This window comes from Pseudomonas sichuanensis (assembly GCF_024749065.1).
Lineage (GTDB): Bacteria > Pseudomonadota > Gammaproteobacteria > Pseudomonadales > Pseudomonadaceae > Aquipseudomonas > Aquipseudomonas sichuanensis.
The window spans coordinates 3,330,289-3,345,357 of record NZ_CP087185.1 but is presented as its reverse complement, the minus strand read 5'-3'; the positions used below and the strand labels follow the sequence as shown (position 1 = coordinate 3,345,357).

General features: G+C 62.8%; 19 protein-coding genes and 1 pseudogene. 3 read left to right on the top strand and 17 right to left on the bottom strand.

The window, feature by feature from the left end:
- Positions 1–3: 3 nt before the first annotated feature.
- The gene (locus LOY51_RS15115; RefSeq protein ID WP_258641822.1) at positions 4–981 is read right to left on the bottom strand and encodes a TauD/TfdA family dioxygenase; all 978 of its coding nucleotides are present in this window, start codon (positions 979–981) and stop codon (positions 4–6) included.
- 200 nt (positions 982–1,181) lie between these two features.
- Here LOY51_RS15115 and LOY51_RS15110 point away from each other — a divergent pair, with 200 nt between their 5' ends.
- The gene (locus LOY51_RS15110; protein WP_258641821.1) at positions 1,182–1,397 is read left to right on the top strand and encodes an MbtH family protein; all 216 of its coding nucleotides are present in this window, start codon (positions 1,182–1,184) and stop codon (positions 1,395–1,397) included.
- A 4-nt stretch (positions 1,398–1,401) separates the two neighbouring features.
- Positions 1,402–2,817 (top strand): diaminobutyrate--2-oxoglutarate transaminase, encoded by a 1,416-nt coding sequence (locus LOY51_RS15105; protein ID WP_125859229.1) that lies wholly within the window; start codon positions 1,402–1,404, stop codon positions 2,815–2,817.
- Positions 2,818–2,945: 128 nt separating this feature from the next.
- Here LOY51_RS15105 and LOY51_RS15100 read toward each other — a convergent pair whose 3' ends face one another.
- The 15 genes and pseudogenes from LOY51_RS15100 to LOY51_RS15030 form a co-directional block, all read right to left on the bottom strand.
- Positions 2,946–3,674 carry a TIGR03747 family integrating conjugative element membrane protein gene (locus tag LOY51_RS15100; RefSeq protein ID WP_125859228.1) on the bottom strand — a complete coding sequence of 243 codons (729 nt, stop codon included), beginning with the start codon at positions 3,672–3,674 and terminating at the stop codon, positions 2,946–2,948.
- 24 nt (positions 3,675–3,698) lie between these two features.
- Positions 3,699–5,825: a type IV conjugative transfer system coupling protein TraD gene (gene traD / locus LOY51_RS15095; protein WP_258641820.1), complete on the bottom strand. Its 2,127-nt coding sequence runs from the start codon at positions 5,823–5,825 to the stop codon at positions 3,699–3,701.
- Between the two features lie 9 nt (positions 5,826–5,834).
- Positions 5,835–6,254 carry an integrating conjugative element protein gene (locus tag LOY51_RS15090; protein WP_186556087.1) on the bottom strand — a complete coding sequence of 140 codons (420 nt, stop codon included), beginning with the start codon at positions 6,252–6,254 and terminating at the stop codon, positions 5,835–5,837.
- Complete coding sequence (locus tag LOY51_RS15085; RefSeq protein WP_258641819.1) at positions 6,251–6,805, bottom strand: lysozyme family protein; 555 nt, start codon at positions 6,803–6,805, stop codon at positions 6,251–6,253. The genes LOY51_RS15090 and LOY51_RS15085 overlap by 4 nt, the downstream gene beginning before the upstream one ends.
- Positions 6,787–7,506 carry a TIGR03759 family integrating conjugative element protein gene (locus LOY51_RS15080; RefSeq protein ID WP_186556085.1) on the bottom strand — a complete coding sequence of 240 codons (720 nt, stop codon included), beginning with the start codon at positions 7,504–7,506 and terminating at the stop codon, positions 6,787–6,789. The genes LOY51_RS15085 and LOY51_RS15080 overlap by 19 nt, the downstream gene beginning before the upstream one ends.
- A gap of 10 nt (positions 7,507–7,516) precedes the next feature.
- A complete protein-coding gene (locus tag LOY51_RS15075) occupies positions 7,517–8,188 on the bottom strand; it encodes a hypothetical protein (protein ID WP_186556084.1) in 672 nt (223 codons plus the stop codon).
- Complete coding sequence (gene pilL2 / locus LOY51_RS15070; protein ID WP_225915588.1) at positions 8,185–8,586, bottom strand: PFGI-1 class ICE element type IV pilus protein PilL2; 402 nt, start codon at positions 8,584–8,586, stop codon at positions 8,185–8,187. Before pilL2 ends, LOY51_RS15075 begins: the two co-directional genes overlap by 4 nt.
- A gap of 239 nt (positions 8,587–8,825) precedes the next feature.
- The gene (locus LOY51_RS15065) at positions 8,826–8,969 is read right to left on the bottom strand and encodes a DUF5983 family protein (RefSeq protein WP_258641818.1); all 144 of its coding nucleotides are present in this window, start codon (positions 8,967–8,969) and stop codon (positions 8,826–8,828) included.
- 15 nt (positions 8,970–8,984) lie between these two features.
- Entirely contained in the window at positions 8,985–9,206 is a 222-nt protein-coding gene (locus tag LOY51_RS15060) for a hypothetical protein (RefSeq protein WP_258641816.1), read from the bottom strand.
- The gene (locus LOY51_RS15055; RefSeq protein WP_258641815.1) at positions 9,199–9,543 is read right to left on the bottom strand and encodes a hypothetical protein; all 345 of its coding nucleotides are present in this window, start codon (positions 9,541–9,543) and stop codon (positions 9,199–9,201) included. The genes LOY51_RS15060 and LOY51_RS15055 overlap by 8 nt, the downstream gene beginning before the upstream one ends.
- A gap of 64 nt (positions 9,544–9,607) precedes the next feature.
- Entirely contained in the window at positions 9,608–10,102 is a 495-nt protein-coding gene (locus LOY51_RS15050) for a JAB domain-containing protein (protein ID WP_258641813.1), read from the bottom strand.
- A 68-nt stretch (positions 10,103–10,170) separates the two neighbouring features.
- The gene (locus LOY51_RS15045; protein WP_186556081.1) at positions 10,171–10,428 is read right to left on the bottom strand and encodes a hypothetical protein; all 258 of its coding nucleotides are present in this window, start codon (positions 10,426–10,428) and stop codon (positions 10,171–10,173) included.
- Positions 10,429–10,495: 67 nt separating this feature from the next.
- Entirely contained in the window at positions 10,496–11,023 is a 528-nt protein-coding gene (locus LOY51_RS15040) for an STY4534 family ICE replication protein (RefSeq protein ID WP_258641811.1), read from the bottom strand.
- Positions 11,024–11,766: 743 nt separating this feature from the next.
- Positions 11,767–13,734 carry a DNA topoisomerase III gene (locus LOY51_RS15035; protein ID WP_258641809.1) on the bottom strand — a complete coding sequence of 656 codons (1,968 nt, stop codon included), beginning with the start codon at positions 13,732–13,734 and terminating at the stop codon, positions 11,767–11,769.
- 98 nt (positions 13,735–13,832) lie between these two features.
- A pseudogene (locus LOY51_RS15030) lies at positions 13,833–14,178 on the bottom strand (helix-turn-helix domain-containing protein).
- 200 nt (positions 14,179–14,378) lie between these two features.
- Between LOY51_RS15030 and LOY51_RS15025 the strand changes: the two are divergent.
- A complete protein-coding gene (locus LOY51_RS15025) occupies positions 14,379–14,546 on the top strand; it encodes a hypothetical protein (protein WP_258641808.1) in 168 nt (55 codons plus the stop codon).
- Positions 14,547–14,640: 94 nt separating this feature from the next.
- Here LOY51_RS15025 and LOY51_RS15020 read toward each other — a convergent pair whose 3' ends face one another.
- Entirely contained in the window at positions 14,641–15,069 is a 429-nt protein-coding gene (locus tag LOY51_RS15020; RefSeq protein ID WP_186556078.1) for a single-stranded DNA-binding protein, read from the bottom strand.

Here is a 15,069-nt window from a genome sequence, read left to right as displayed (position 1 = left end):
GGGTCACTCCTGAGCCGGTTCGGCCATGGCCACGATCACTTGCCGTGGCCCTTTGAAGCTGGCGCGGCCATGGGCCACCAGCATGTTGTCGAGCATCAGCACATCGCCTTTTTCCCAGGGGAAGCGCACGGTGCATTGCTCCAGTACACCGCGGATTTCTGCCAGCGCGCTTTCCTCCAGCTCGCTGCCATCGCCGTAATACACATTGCGCGGCAGGTCGAGCGGGTCGTCGACCACGGCCAGCAGGCTTTCACGCACCGCTGGCGGCAGGTTGGAGACGTGGAACAGGTGGGCCTGGTTGAACCATACCCAGTCTTGCGTGACAGGGTGGCGAGCGGTGGCTTGGCACACCTGGCGGGTGCGCAGCTCGCCGTCGTCCTTCCATTCGAAGGCGATCTGGTTGGCCCGGCAGTAAGCCTCGGCGACGGCGCGGTCCTCGGTGTTGAAGGCCTGTTCCCAGGGCAGGTCGAGGCCATTGCCGTAGTTGCGCACGTACATCAGGCGCTTGTCGCTGAAACGTTGGCGCAGGGTGGGGTCGAGCTGCTGGTAGATCTGCCGGCTGTCGGCGATCGGTGTTTCGCCACCCTCTGCACTGGGCTGGACACAGTGGAACCAGATCTTCATCGGCCACTGCAAGGTATACGACTGCTCGTTGTGCAGCGGGATGACCTGGTGCGCGGGGTATTCGGTGGAGGTGTACACCCCCTGCTCGATTGCCTTGCGCGGGGTGGAGCCGAATTCGTAGTTGAGCAACGGGTGGCCAAAGCTGCGTACCAGTGCCTGGAACGACTGTTCACCCAGCACATCGAAACCCCGCAGCAAGAGGGCGCCACTTTCATGTAGGCACTCGTCGGCCAGTGCATGCAATGCCTCGATGCTCCATGCGCCGGGCTGCTCCGGCTTGACCAGCAGCGGCAGATTGCGGTCTGGCATGAGCGCTTGCACCGACAGGCCATTGTTCTGCCCGACACCTCGTCCCATGAGCTTGCTCCTTTGTTCTCTTAGTTGTCACAGCCAAATGCCATCGTGGGTAGACCACCGGGCGCCGGCGAAATATATACGAAAGATATGGCAAGTGTTAATGCTATTTATTAGCATTCGCACGTTTCGTAGCGCGCCTCGACTGGGCCTTAATCGGGCAGCCGGGATCCATGAAAAAACTCTTGTCCAAGGAATAGAAAATGAGTTGGGAAAAGGCTGAAAGCGGGTTCGTAGTGGTGGTCAATCATGAGGAGCAATATTCGATCTGGCCGGATTACAAGGCCCTGCCTGAAGGCTGGCGCGCGGTTGGCCAGCAGGGGGACAAGGCCCAGTGCCTGGCCTGGATCGAGCAGCACTGGACGGACATGCGTCCGCTGAGTCTGCGCGTTGCCCTTCAATCCGGCGGCCAGAGCTGATTACATGCAGACGAGGAGTTCATCCATGGAAGATGTTCAGTTCCCTCTGTTCAGCCTGGCGCATTTTCGCCAGCAACCCGCCCGCAGTTTCGAGGCTGAGCCAATGCTGGAGCGGCAGGCTGCGCGCGAGTCGAATGCTCGCTCCTACCCGCGTCGCATTCCGCTGGCGCTCAAGGAGGCGCACGGTCTCTATGTTCTCGACAGCCGTGGGCAACTGTTCATGGACTGCCTGGCGGGCGCTGGAACCCTGGCGCTTGGCCACAACCATCCGTGCACCCTGGCGGCGATGCGCGAGACCCTGGACAGCGGTGTGCCGCTGCACACCCTCGACCTGACCACCGCAGTCAAGGACGAGTTTGTCGAGACCCTGTTCAATGCCTTGCCGCCGGCCTTCGCCGCCCAGGCACGCATCCAGTTCTGTGGGCCGACCGGCGCTGACGGCATCGAGGCGGCGATTAAGCTGGCGAAGATCGCCACTGGCCGCAAGGGGATCTTCTGCTTCTCTGGCGGCTACCATGGGATGACCCACGGCGCCCTGAGCCTGATGGGCAACCTGGGGCCAAAGCAACTGCCGGGTTCGCTGATGCCTGATGTGCAGGTGCTGCCTTACCCCTATGACTATCGCTGCCCGTTCAGTATTGGCGGTGAGGCTGGGGTGGACGCCGGCCTCAGCTACATCGAGCAACTGCTGACCGATCCGGAGTCCGGCGTATCGCTGCCGGCGGCGGTGGTGGTGGAAGTGGTGCAGGGCGAGGGCGGCGTCATTCCGGCGCCGACGCGCTGGCTCCAGGGCCTGCGCAAGCTGACCCAGGCGCACGGTGTCGCGCTGATCATCGACGAGGTGCAGAGCGGCATCGGGCGCACCGGGCGGATGTTCGCCTTCGAGTACGCCGGCATCGAGCCGGACATCCTGGTGATTTCCAAGGCTGTCGGCGGCGGCCTGCCGTTGGCGGTAGTGGTTTACCGCGACAGCCTCGATGTGTGGAAACCAGGGGCCCACGCCGGAACGTTCCGCGGAAACCAGCTGGCGATGGCCGCCGGTACCGCGACCTTGCGTTACATCCAGGCGCAGGGCCTGGTGGCCAATGCCGAGCGCCTGGGCGAGCATCTGATGGCGCGACTGCGCGAGGTGCAGCGCGACTTTGCCTGCATGGGCGATGTCCGTGGGCGCGGTCTGATGGTCGGTGTGGAGCTCGTTTGCACGGCGCCGGGCCAGGCACGGGTGCCGGCTGGCGATGGCGCACTGGCCAAGGCCCTGCAGCAGCAGTGTTTGCGCGAGGGCGTCATCCTCGAACTGGGCGGGCGGCATGGTGCGGTGGTTCGGTTCCTGCCGCCATTGACGATCAGTGCCGAGGAAATCGACGTGTTGGTGGAGAAGTTCCAGCACTGTCTTTCTAGCGTTGTGGCCAGCACACACTGAAGTGTGTTTTGTTAACGCTGGAATAGTAGGTATGCAAAGCACGTCCCACATTGAATGGATCATCGAACAGTGAGGGGAAAAATCCGAATTTGTGGGATAGTGCGAGCTCTGATACTGCAGTCCATTTATCAGAGATATTTTTTGAAGGTAGCAGCTGTGATCGCCACCATGCAGCCGAGCAGTGCTGCACAAGGCACTAAGACCCAGATGGGGTTGAGTGTCCAAGGTAGGGAAAGGTAGATCACCCATGGGCTAACCATCAATGGAAATAATGTCCGCTTCGCTCGGTGGTAGACAAAACTGCTCTCGCGATCGGCGCTGAATTTGCGAAGGTCTCGGCGCATCAAGCCATCGACAGCGCCGGTGATCACGGCGAGCAGGAATAGCGGCGTGGCTAGGGTGAGGACGGCGAGGCGCACGACGAAGGTGAATACGGTGAATAGGGCGGCCAATAGGTAGTCCTGCAGCACAACGTACGCTTGAGCAAACTGACCCTGCACCGAGACTTCATGACTTAGGAGTTTCAGTTGAGTGTCTGAATGCGCCCAGCCGGTGCGGACCACGACCCAATCGCTCAAGTGCTGAAGCACTTTAGCGGTGGCTTGCGCGGGTTCCTCCACGAGCAGCGAGTTTTTGAAGTGATCGCTTAGCCATCCCAGCTCACTCAGCCACATGGCATGGCTGTGATGCCAGCCCTGCTCGGGCCAGAACCAGACCATGCCCACGAACTCCAGGATGATGGAGAAAATCAGCGAAGCGAACAGCAGACCGAGCAGCCGCAGACAAAGCTCAAGCGTGCCGAAGATCAGCCCCGGACGTTTTTGCGCAGGAGGTTGGCTGACTGGAGTGGTCGGCATAGGGGCTCCGCAGTACTTGGTCGCTTACGGCGCGTGCCTGCGCCCTGGTGGAGGCATCTCGGGATCGAAATCTGCCGTGGGTGCGCCTCCCGCGTTACTCCACCAACTCCCCGCATTGGCGTTATAGGACTCTCGCATACGCGCCGCCAGGGTCTGCAGGTCTTCTGGCATAGCATCATCGCTGGCCGGTTTCGGTAGCGGCATGCGCACCTTCCACAGTTGCCCGCCTTCCTGAAACGAGAACATCTGGCCCTTGGGCAGGGCGATAATGTGCGCCGGTTCGATCAGTGGTACGGCAGTGGTGGTGACCCGGTCCTGCGAAGAGGAGGTGAAGTCGGTACGGGCATCCGGATCGGCGGTGTCCGTCGCTCCGGAGACCAAAGTGCGTGTCTGCACGTTGACCTTGGGCAGCTGGTTGGTCAGTAGTTCAGCGGTGGCGGTTTCCCGTACGCGCAGCATCTGCAGGGTGTTGAAGTTGCCGATGACCTGGCCGGCCTTGGCCCGGTTGCCGATACGTGCCTCGATGTCGCTCAAGGTCTGGGTGTAGGCCGTGACCTGGATACCGGCACCGCCGCCCTTGTTGATCAGCGGGATGAACTCGTCGCCCATCAACTCGTTGAACTCGTCAGCGTGCAGGTTGATGGGCACCTTGTCCGCTGCGCTTGAGGAGCCGGGCAGGCCGTGATCGATGCCGTGTTTGTAGATGTGGCCGGCGACGGAGACCAGGTCGGCGAACATCGAGTTACCGACTGCGGCGGCCACTTCGGCATCCGATAACGCGTCCAGGCCGACGTAGACGATGCCGCGTTTGCGGATGACCTGTAGCCAGTCGAAGATCGGTCGCGGATCATCCAGGTCGGAGTAATTCGGGGCCAGCAGTTGTGCAGTCTTGCCACTGGTGAGTTTTTCCAACAGTGGCAGCAGCGACGCCACGATCTTGTCGAAGTAGGTGCGGTCGTAGCGCACGGCAGAGCGCAGGCCGTCCATTACCGGGTCGAAGATGCGCTTGGCGGTCAGGTACTGCTCGATGGCAACGACGCGCTTTTCCCGGCCAACCATATGCCGCGGAATGTTCTTCTCGTTCAAGCGGCCTTCGATCTGCACGATCGCTTCCCAGGCCAGCGGATCATGGCGGGCGAAGAAATGCTGGGCATACTCGATAAACAGCGCATCGATGTTCACCACATGGCGCTGGATCTGCAGGTAGTCCGGGCGGCGACCGAGCTCAATCAGCGCCCTCGCGATGATGTTGACGAAGCGCCAAGCAAACTCGCGAAAAGCCGCCGAGTTGCCTTCACCGCTCAACTGGCCGGCGATCCGGGTAGCGACTTCCGAAATGCGCCCGAAGCGGCCGATGGCGTTGTAGCGTGCGGAGATCTCCGGCCAGCCCAGGTGGAAGACATAGAACTCGTGCTCGCGGCCAGCGCGCCGCGCCTCGACGTACATGCGCTTGAGCAGGTCGGCGTCGCCCTTGGGGTCGAAGACGATGACCACTTCCCGGCTCGGTCGATGGATGTCCTGGGTGATATACACCTCGGCCAGGCGAGTCTTGCCCACCCGTGTGGTGCCCAGCACCAGGGTATGTCCAACGCGCTCGCTGAGCGGCAGACTGGCTTCCTGCTCCTTCGGTTCGACGCCGTGCAGCAATGGCGAGCCGCCCACCGGCGGTAATGGACGCACCGGATTGAACGGGCTGTCCCACGCGGTCAGGCGAGGCAGCAGTGATAGTACCGGTGGGGCTTTCTCCAGTAGCTGTTCCATGCGTCGCGCCCACTGGTGGGCAGTCGACTGGTTGACATAGCGGGCCAGCGCCGGGTCCTGAGCTTCGAGCAGGCGCTGCGTGTGCAGGCGGGTCCAGCGAAAGCCGCGGCCCATGAACAACCGCTTGCTGCTCACCGGAATCTGCCGGCTGGTCAGCGAATAGCGCGGCAGGCGGCGGATATTGCGCCGGTAGCGCAGGACGATCCGCGCTTCGTTGAGCCGCTTCAGACCGAACGCGGTGTAGGCCAGGGCCATGCCAGCCCCTACCTCAGGCGACAGGGCCACGGCCCAGGGTGAATGCAGGCACAGCGCACCGGCACCGGCGCAGAGACCCACGGTGTACAGTTCCACCGCCGGTCGCAGCAGGGATTCCATCGCATGCTCGCCCATGAAGTACCCTCACTGTTGCAGGTTGGTGGGCGTGATCAGCACCGGGTAGTGGTCCAGCTCCAACCGTTCGGCAATGTCGTCACCACTGACTGGCCAGATGTTCAGCCCGGGCGCTGCCGTCTGGATGCGACGCAGCGCCTGCACATTGTCTACTTCGACCGCCAGCCCGTTGGCGCCCAAGTCTTGTAGCGCCTGGGCGTGCCGCGACAGCCACTCCACGGAAGCAGGGTCCTGCCCAACCAGGAACAACGGCGTCATGCCGGGCAGTCTCAACGTCCTGGGCAGCACGGGACCTGGCGAGAGGCGAGCGCTGCGCACCGGCAGCACCCAATTCAACGTGGCTGGGTCGGGTGGGCTTTTGGACTCAGCGCTCGCGGCAAGTGACAGCCAGGGGCAGAGAGCTATGGCGACCAAGTGCAAACGTCTCATGGCAGGGACCGCCCTGGTGCCGTCGCGACGGGCTGGACGCGCTGCCAGTGACGGGTGAACTGACGGCGATAGTGCGCCGCAGGAGGACCACCGGCAGGCCGGTGATAGCGGCCGGCGGCGACAACCCAATCACCGGTATCGACAAAGTGCGCGCGCAACAGCTCGGCGGTGACAGCGAGGTTGGTGCGGGGATCGAGGGCATCGCAAGCGCTCGGGTAGCGGTCCGGGTGATAACCCAGGTTGGTTTGTCCCAGCCCGACATCAATGCGCTTGGGGTCGTGGCGACTGAGCGCTTCCCTCAGTGCGGCACAGGCCTGGCCGCGTCGGGCAAACCGCAGTGGTGAACCCGCCACATTCAGGGTCCACGGCCAGGGCATAAGCTGTCCGCGCAGCGGTGTACCACTTTCCTGCAGGGCGATGGCGAACAGCACCGAGGCGGGGATACCGGCACGCGCGGCCGCCAATTGATAGGCCGGCGGCGGCAGAGTATCTGCGTGAACGCTGGCCGCCCCGACCATCGCCAGGGCGAGAATCAGTCGACGCGCTGCCATTTTCCATCCACCTGCTGATAGCGGGCTGGCAGGGGCCGGCTGGCGCCCAGGGCAAACCAGCGGCCGCGGTCATGGTTCAAGGTGACCTGGCCGCCGCTGACCTGTGTGGCGGTAATACCTGCACCCTGCGCCCATTGGCGCAACCGCGTATCGTTGCCTTGGCTGCCGACCAGGTACACATCCAGCCGCGCCCCGGCCCGCAGCCATTGCTGGAGGCTGGTCACGCAGGCGGCGCATTTGTCTTCTACGAAAAGCGCCGTACGGCTGCTGTTCGAGGGTTCGGCATCGTCGCTCATGCCCTGCATGGGCTGCAGACCTGGAAACAGCCGTGCCCAGGCCGCGGAGTAGGCCTTCTGGTAGGCCAGTTCGCGCTCGGCACGCTTGGCTTCCAGACGGACCTGCAGCTCGGCGTAGCGCTGCCGCTCCTGATCCGAGTTGGCCTCGACACCCAGGGTGGTGAGCGGGTCAAGTTGCGGCGACCAGTAATGGCGGGGGCCGGTCTGCAGGCGCTCAAACGTGGCCCATTCGTCATCCGTCAGGCCCCAGGTCTTGGCCTGGTCTGCAGCAGACGCCTGTCGTGCCAGCGGCGACTGCTCACTGAACTGCACCTGAGCGTCGACATGCTTGGGGACACTCGAGCCCTGATCGGCGAACACGTAAGCCGGCAGTAGGATGAGCGCAAGCGCAGAGAACCTATGCACGTTCACCTCCTCATGGGATGGGCAGGGTGCGATCGCCATGGCCCGGAACGTAGAACACGGCCTGGCCCTCGCGAATCGCCCGCAGTTGCCAGCCGTTCAAGCTGTCACCAGGCTGAAGCAGGTGCACGGTGGACAGTGCATGGGTGCCGGCAGGCAACGCAGTCACGAACCTGATGGTGCCGCGCATCTCGATACCCTGCAGGGTGAAAGGCGGCTGCGGCGCCGTGGCTTTTGATTTTTCGCGGAAGGAGGCAGGTTGGGATGCGGCGGTAGCTGCTGGCACCTTAGGACCGGTCGAGAGCTTCTCGAGTGCCGCTTCTGCCTCCCTCATGCGTTGCGCCAGGGCGGTCAGATCGGCGCTGCTCGGTCCTGGCGGTGCCGCTTGCAGGACCCTGACGGAGGTCGCCAGCTCGTCGAGTTGCTGGCCGAGCGTTGCCTGCGCAGTGGTCTGCTGGTGTTGTGCGTCTTCCAGGGCCGCGACTTGTGGCGAAAGTGTGGCGAGTGTGGTGCGCAATTCCCCGATGTCGCGACGCAGTGACGGGCCAGGGTCAGCCGGCGCATTCCGTGCAGCAGTCTGCAGTTCTGACAGTTGCTGATGCTGGTTGTAGCTTTCAGCCGCGAGGACGGCAGCCCCCAGGCATAGCGCGCCGATCACCAAGGCCTGAAAATGGTGAACCTTCATGGTGCGGTCTCCAGTGTCGAGAAGGGCGGCTTGGGCGGGGGCAGGCGCAGGGCGTAGCACACGCTCCGCTCGACCGAATCAATGTCCAGTCGCCAAGCGGGGCCGCCGATGACGGTCAAGGCATCCAGTAGTGAAATCGGCCCGAGGTCGTGATGCACGGCAGGCAAGGGGCGGTGGAACAACCGCGCCACGGCAGGGTCATCGGGACAGAGGGAGTAGCCCGAGTGCTGCAGCACGTGGCGCAGCGCTTCACCGACCGTCGCGTGCAGCGCTGGAGCGATCTGGACGTTGATCAGCTGATACAGCGGTTGGCGCTGCTCCAGCGTTGGCCGGGTGCTGGCCAAGGTGTAGCGGTCCTGTCGGACCCAGGCGGGTACCGGGGATTTTGGCTTGGCCATTGCGGTCGGGGCCGGTGCAGGTGGCGTAGGGGTGGGCGCCGGTTGAGGCGTGCTGCAGCCCAGCAACGTGAGCATCAGTCCGAGTGTGAGGAGCGTGGGGGTATGCATGACCAGATCTCGACAAAAGATGCCGACACCTTGTCGAAAAGCCAGAGCGCGCCCCTACCGAAAAATCGAATCTCCCCGGCCGATTTACGCTGGCGCAACCATGAAAAAGGCGCCCGGAGGGCGCCTTGAGGTCAATCTTCGGTGAACAACGGCAGTTCGGGGAGCGGCCGCGCATCAGGGTCGAAGATCAGCAAACGGGTGTCTGCTTCACCGGCCATCAAGAGCAGGCGCAGCAGGACCGGTGGCACATGATCTGCGCGCAGACGTGCAGTCACTTCCTCAATGCGGCATTAGCTGCCGCTGGCGGCAATGTTTCTGAGCCAGGGCGTCGAGTACAGCTTGCAGCCCACCGCGTTGTTGCTAGTCAGCACGAAGCATTCGAAGAAGCTCGACGGTGAGCGACACCAGGCGCACATCTGCAGGAACTCGAACTCATCTGCTGGTAGGTGCGCACTGCTGATTTCCCAGCTGCGGCTGTAGTGCCCGTTGGTGAATGACAGCTGCTCAATCAAGTGCTGTGCGGCTTCCTCGTTGGGGAGATCGCTGACGTGTTTGCCGGCGGCCATGGTGCAGCCCTGTGACCTGGTAGAGCACCTGGCTCACGGTACCGTCGGCAGGGAACGGCATACGGACAAACTCGGGCACGCTTTTGCCGTCGGTGATCACCGCGAAGTCATCATCGAACAGGCACGGCTGGAAATTAATGCCGTCATCCGGCAGGTCATGCAGCGCAGGGTGAAGGGATCGGTAGCAGGGCGGGCAATCGTCGGCGTAGCTGATTTGCACCACACGTTCGAAGCTCAGGTCCTGAAAGCCGCGGAGGAAGGGATTGCGAGGGGAAGTGGACATGGGGTGCTCCAAGAATGCGAAGGGCACCCCGTACAGGCAGTGACCCTCCAAGTGGTGGGGGTGGTCAGATCCAGCCGTAATCGGCCAGCGACAGCGGCGTGCCTTCACCCACGATGATGTGGTCCAGCACACGTACCTCAACCAGGGCCAAGGCTTCGATCAGGCGGGTAGTGAGCACCCGATCGGCGCCGCTCGGCTCCGAGCAGCCAGAGGGGTGGTTGTGGCTGAACATCACCGCAGCGGCGTTGTGCTCGAGTGCCTTAACGACGACCTGGCGCGGGTACACGGAGGCACCGTCGATGCTGCCGGTGAAGAGGATGTCGAAGCTCAGCACGCGGTGGCGCGAATCCAGGCAGAGCAGGGCAAACACCTCATGGTGATAGGGTGCGAGCTGCAACTTCAGATAGGACGCTGCATCGCACGGTGTGATCAGTTGCTCGCCGCGCTGGAAGTAACGTTGATCCAGCAATTCCAGCGCTTCGGTCAGCAACGCATCCTCGCGGGCACGCTGGGCCAATGCAGGGTCAAGACGCTCGACTCGGTTCTGGGCAGTGTTCATGGGCAATTCCTCGTGGGAGACGGAGCGCCCCCAGGGGGAGAGCCCCAGGCTGGTGAGAGAGTGGTGAGTCACAGACGCGTAAAGCGATGTCGAGCTCCATGCAGTGGGCTGTGGCAGCCCTCACATGGTCGGGTGGAAAAGACCTCGATGCCGGTGCCAGTGCGGGGATCGAAATCAGCACTCAGTGGCAACAAGGTTTGCAGTTCGCTGCGCAGATGGGCGATGCGTTGGTCGACCTCAGCCTCGCTGTAGTAGAGCGACAGTGCACTGAAGTCGTCATACGCGACTGCCTGCAAGCAGTCCTCGCACAGCCAGAAGCTTTCCATGGCGGCCTCCGACGTAGATGAACCAAAGGCGTTCGGGAGAACGCCTATGGTTGCCGGTCAAGCTGCCTCAGGCAGGCTGGCGAGCGGCGGTGGATTTACGTGCAGCAGCCGGGGCAGGCTGACGCTGTTCGGCGTCAGTAACTGCCTCGTCCACTTCCGCTACAGCCTCAGGGGCAGCAGCGGACTCGGTGCGAGCGGGTGCACGGTAGCTGAATTGGCCATCGACCTTGATCCATTCGATGAAGATCAATCGGCCTTTGAGGCTCGCGCCGGGTTGCCCCTTGCGCTCGCCTTTCTCGTAAATGAAAGGATCAACCCAGAGGTCGCCAATGCGAAACGCGATGAGAACTTTGCGTTCCGCGCGGACGTCTTCCAGGTGCTCACGGATCAGCCGGTCGGCTTCACCGCTGGCAACCTTGCAGTCGAAGCGGGTGTACTCGACGTCGTCAGCGGCACCGTGCAAGGCGGCAATGTCACACGCCATGAACGCTTGCCCACGGCGAACCGGGACTTCGCGCACACGGTTCAGGTAACCGATGCCTTGGGTGTGCAGATTGAAGTAGGTGGTAGGGGCGTTGTTGCTTGCAGTAGTCATGATTGATCTCCTGGTGAGCAGAAACGCGGACAGCCACCGGCCCTGGCGGCTGGTGAATTCCGCAAGGGGACGTACACGAACGTGATCGTTTAGAGGGCGCTCATCACTGCCGGAGGCAGTAACCGTGCGAGCTACCGAACGCGGATCGCACTTGGGGAGAACCACCCGAAATGGGCGTAGCCTTGAAGGTTCTGGCTACCTGGACGCGGTCAACGACAGCGGTGTGCAGCCCATCTATACAACCCCGGGAAAGGCCCGTCAACTGCAGATTCGACGGGCTCTAGGCAAGCGGAAGTGGTTGGTGCTCAGTGGATTCTAAGCGGCGAAAAAATAGCCCGACGGTCGTCAGGCTAGGAGGAGATGGACCACGCTTGACCCGGCAATCGGATACCGGGGTTCGTCGCAAAACCACCGCTATCGATCCGCCTGAATCAACCGACCCTTGTCGTGGCCTGGGTCGGAATCAACTGGCACGCATCCGCGCACAAAAGGTGCCCAGTATTTCGCCGGCGGGCACCGGAGCTGAGCATCGTCGCCGAAGCGGATGACCTGTACGACCTGGCATAAGTCGTACAGGTCATCCGCCTGGGTAACTTGAAAACGCTGAGAAGCGATCCGAGGACGCTGAGTAGTGTGGCTCCGAACTCTACGAGTCCGACCGAGCTGCCCGGAGCGAATCGGTCTTTGGTCGCCAAGCGGCGAGGTGCCTGATCACTACACCAGCGGCGCTGTCCCGCGTCAAGTTATGCGTCCTTCGAGCGTTTGGACTTGGCCACCGGCTTGGTGCCCTTGCAATCCGGGTAGCGGGTGCACGACCAGAAGCTGCCGGTGCGGCCCTTGCGCTGGCGCATGGCGCTGCGGCAGACCGGGCAGTTCGGCCCTTTGACGGGAGGTGGGCGCAGGGCCAGCGAGGCGTGTGAGCGGACCAGGCGCGTCAACCACTCCGCCTGCTTGGCGAGAAAGGTGTCGACGCTCAATTGGCCCGCTTCAATGCGGTCCAGCGCCTGCTCCCACAGTGCCGTCAGCACCGGGTCAGCCACCTCCGGCGGCACTGCTTCAATCAAGGTGTGGGCTGCGGCCGATGCCGCCAGGCTGCGTTTCTTCTTGGTCAGATACCCGTGGTCGATCAGCCCCTGGATAATAGCCGCGCGGGTCGCTTCGGTACCCAGCCCGCAACTGTCTTTGAGCTTCTGCTTGAGGTGTGGGTCTGCCACCTGGTTGGCGATGGTTTTCATGGCCTTGACCAACGTGCCCTCCGTGTAAGCTTTGGGCGGCTGCGTACGCTGGGCCACGGCCGTGGCATCTTTCAACGCCACCACGGCGGATTCGCGTAGCGTGGGCAAACGCTGGGCCTGTTCGCCGACCTCGTCGCCGTGGTTTTCGTCGATCACCGCCTTCCAGCCACGCGCCAGGATCTGCTTGCCACGAGCCAGCAGAGCTTCGGTCCCGCTCTGCAGCAGCACCTGTGATTTCAAGTATTCGTGCTCCGGCAGAAACTGCGCCAGGTAGCGGGCGCGGATCAGCGCGTAGACCGCCTGCTCGCGCTCGGTGAGCTGGGCCAGGTCTAGGGAGACGGCAGTGGGGATTATGCCGTGGTGCGCGGTGATCTTGCTGCTGTTCCAGGCGCGAGAACGGCGGCAGGGGTCGACCTCTTGCAGTGCCTTACCCAGGGATGGGCTGGCGGCGGCCAAGGCTCGAAGGATTCGTGGCACCTCGTCGAGCATGCTCTCGGGCAGGTAACCGCAGTCGGTGCGCGGGTAGGTCGTTGCCTTGTGGGTCTCGTACAGGGCTTGTGCGGTGGCCAATGTTTCCTGGGCGCCCAGACCCAGTTTAGCGGAGGAGATCTCCTGCAAGGTGCCCAGGTCGAACGGTAGCGGCGGACCTTCGCGAACGTGCTCGACATCGATGCTCTGAACGCGCGCCGTCGCCTGCTGGTTCAGACGTCGAGCCGCTTGCTGCGCCGCGAGCTCTTCAGTGCAGTGGCCATCGGCGTCACAGGCTGTCTTCGGCGGCTGCCAACGCGCTTTGAAGGTGACGCCCTCAGTCTCCACTTGGGCATCGACAACCCAGAACGGCTGTGGCACAAAGCTCGCGATCGCCCGGTCTCGCTCCACCACCAAGCGCAGTGTCGGCGTCTGCACCCGCCCCACCGGCAGCAATCCCTCGAAGCCGGCGCGACGGCCGAGGAGGGTGAACAGCCGGCTCAGGTTGATGCCCACCAACCAATCGGCTCGAGAGCGGGCCAATGCGCAGTGGTACAGCGGCAATGTCTGCTCACCCGGGCGTAATGCGGCCAAGGCGCGGCGGATTGAGGCATCGTCGAGTGCGGACAGCCAAAGACGCGAGATCGATCCCTGGTACTGGCAGCGTTCGAGAATCTCACGGGCGATCATCTCGCCCTCGCGGTCTGCGTCTGTGGCAATGATCACCTCGCTGCAGGTGCGCAGCAGTTGGCTGATCACCTTGAGCTGGCTGGCGACCTTGGGTTTGACCACTACTTTCCAGCGCGCGGGGATGATGGGTAGATGCTCAAGCGACCAGCGTTTGTAATCGCCATAGGCTTCCGGTGGCGCGGTCTCCAGCAGATGCCCGACGCACCACGTCACGGTAATGCCTTGCCCCAGCAGGCAGCCGTCGCTGCGACGATTGGCCTGTAGGACGCGGGCAATGTCCCGGGCTTGGGATGGTTTCTCGCAAATAAACAGGCGCATGGCTTGGCCCTCTCGGTGAATACCGACAGGGTGGCGGGGTGACTAGGGACTACTAGCAAAAATACGATGGCGCCGCGCTCATATCGGCGGGGAAAGGGCTATTTGCGCTGTGCTAGGTGGCTGGCCAGCGTTTGCAGAAACTGCAGGGCAAACTGCTTATCCGCTTCGCTCAGTTCCTTGATGATCGAGGTGATCTGCTGACCCTGATCCTGCGGGCGCGGACTGATGGCCAACAGCAACTCATCGGCAGGGCAGCCATACAGGTCGGCCAATCGCAGCAGCTTACTGACTGAGAGCTCGACCTCGCCACGTTCGAGCCGCGACACGGCTTCACCGGAGATCCCCAGGGTGCTCGCCCACCTTCGCCTGGGTCAGATCGCGGGCGCGACGATACTTCGCCAGCTGGCGACCAATGTGATGTGGGCTAGGCTCTTTCACTGGCAATGGGGGCACTCTCCAATTCGACCCATATGGTCGACCAGCCACCCAAAGATATGAACGACCTGAAAGGTTGACTGCCAACCCTATGAGGCGTATCACCGAAAATACCTGTAAGACCCGCCCGTCACTACGGAGGCAAGCCCTTGCACGGATCAAACCAGAGTCAGACGGATGCGCTAGCGATCAAGGCCTACGAGTTATTCATGGCCACCCACCTGGAACCGGACAATGCCGAGGCGCGTGCCACGTTGATCGCCTGGGTTCAGGAGAGCCCGGAGCACTGGCAGGCGTTCCTTGCCCTGGACCAGTACCTGGCAGAGGTATCGCACGTGTTGCACGGCGATGGGGAAGGGAGGTCGCGACGGAACTGAACAGCGGCCGATAGCCGGGATTGCCCGCCGAGCAGGGCGTACGAACCCCAGTGGTATCGCGCGGCGGGCGCTTGCTCCAATGAGTACCACCTGATCAACCGGCCTTGCGTGGGGCTTTCTTGCCGCCCCCCTTGCGTCCGGAACCGGCGTTTTCCTGCGCTTTTTCACGCATGGACACCGACGCCAGGCGGTGCGGCAGGATGCCGATGCGCCGAGCCTCCACCTTGAAGGTCACCCGCGCGTTGTCCTCGCTGTCCTCCCATTCCTCCTTGACCGTGCGGCCCTCAACCAGGATCCGCATGCCTTTCTGGTACAAGGTGCTCCAGTGCTCGGCGTCGCGGTGCCACAACTCGACCGGGGCCCAGTAGCCGCCGCGGTCTTCGTAACCACCTTCACGCGGCACCGGGTTGTCGAAGTAGACGTTTAACCGCAGCAAGCGCCGCGGTTCATCCGGGTTGGTGTTGAACTCCTGAAATTCCGGCACGTTGCCGATGTTGCCTTCGCCAACAAATAACGTACTCAT